This window comes from Vibrio sp. 03_296, from assembly GCF_002265885.1.
Genome location: NZ_NPKW01000589.1, coordinates 1 through 995, shown reverse-complemented (window position 1 = coordinate 995; position 995 = coordinate 1). Strand labels below are relative to the sequence as shown.

1 protein-coding gene and 1 pseudogene are annotated in these 995 nt (G+C 43.7%); both read right to left on the bottom strand.

Annotation, left to right across the window (positions count from 1 at the left end):
- Positions 1–444 precede the first annotated feature (444 nt).
- Positions 445–648, bottom strand: coding sequence for a diguanylate cyclase (locus CIK04_RS34115; protein ID WP_325205856.1), 204 nt, complete (start codon positions 646–648; stop codon positions 445–447).
- 103 nt (positions 649–751) lie between these two features.
- A pseudogene (locus CIK04_RS34110) lies at positions 752–995 on the bottom strand (GGDEF domain-containing protein); the annotation flags it as partial.

The following is a 995-nucleotide window of genomic DNA, read 5'->3' as shown; positions in this document are numbered from 1 at the left end:
TGACTATTTAGACAACCGTGAGGTGATCATGGCTTCTTTAGTTGAAAAGCAGCACGCGGAATCTTAATAAACGAAACACAAAATGGCATCATTGCCGTTGAGTTGCGATAATTCACTGGCGCCTTTAGCGCACATGGAATTATTCGCTTTTCATTTTCTGATCGATCAAATATGGGTTWAATCGCGGCGTTGTAGGCATCAATGATGGTGTTACGGCCGTTTTTCTTCGCCTGATAAAGCGCTTGATCCAAGATAGAATAGAGCTCATCGAAATCTGAAAGCGCTCTAGGAGTGGCGAGAAAAGAGAAACTAGCACTAGCAGATACAGCGGTATTCGATGGAGACGCGATTACGGCATTCGCTAATTAAGATCAATGCACTTTCAACGCGAATTGCACATCGATATCTTCGACTCTCGCAGCAACAAGATAAATTCCTCACCACCTAACCGGCCAAGAACATCACCTCTTTGCAGCTCCCCAAGCAAAGTTTGCAAATAGTGATTAACAGCTTATCTCCCGTTGGATGACCAAACTGATCATTGACCCATTTGAAGTTATCGAGATCAAACAGAATCAAAACGTTTTTGACTGTTGTGGATGCTTTGCTGAGTCTCGCTTGCTTAATTGTCTTTGATCGCTGAGCCACGATTTAATGCTCCCGTCATCATATCGAGCTGAGATTGCTTTCTTTTTTGCTGACTGGTGAGGAAAATAACCCAACAACGATAAGCGTTGCCGCGACCAATAAGCTATACAGTGATTTTTCTGTTGGTAGTTTGCAGCTCAATCAGTTTTTTGTCGTTGTCACTTTGCAATTGTGCAATGCGCAGTTGGTATTCAAACTGCTGCTGAGCAAGATCCAACGCTTCAAGTGCACTGGTCGTGTCTTTGTCTCTTAATCGAAACTCGATCTCGGCATATCGGTGGTAACACTCGTAGGCTCGGGGAAAATCAGCCAGTGCCTTATAAGTCTCAGAAAGTTGTAGTGATGCT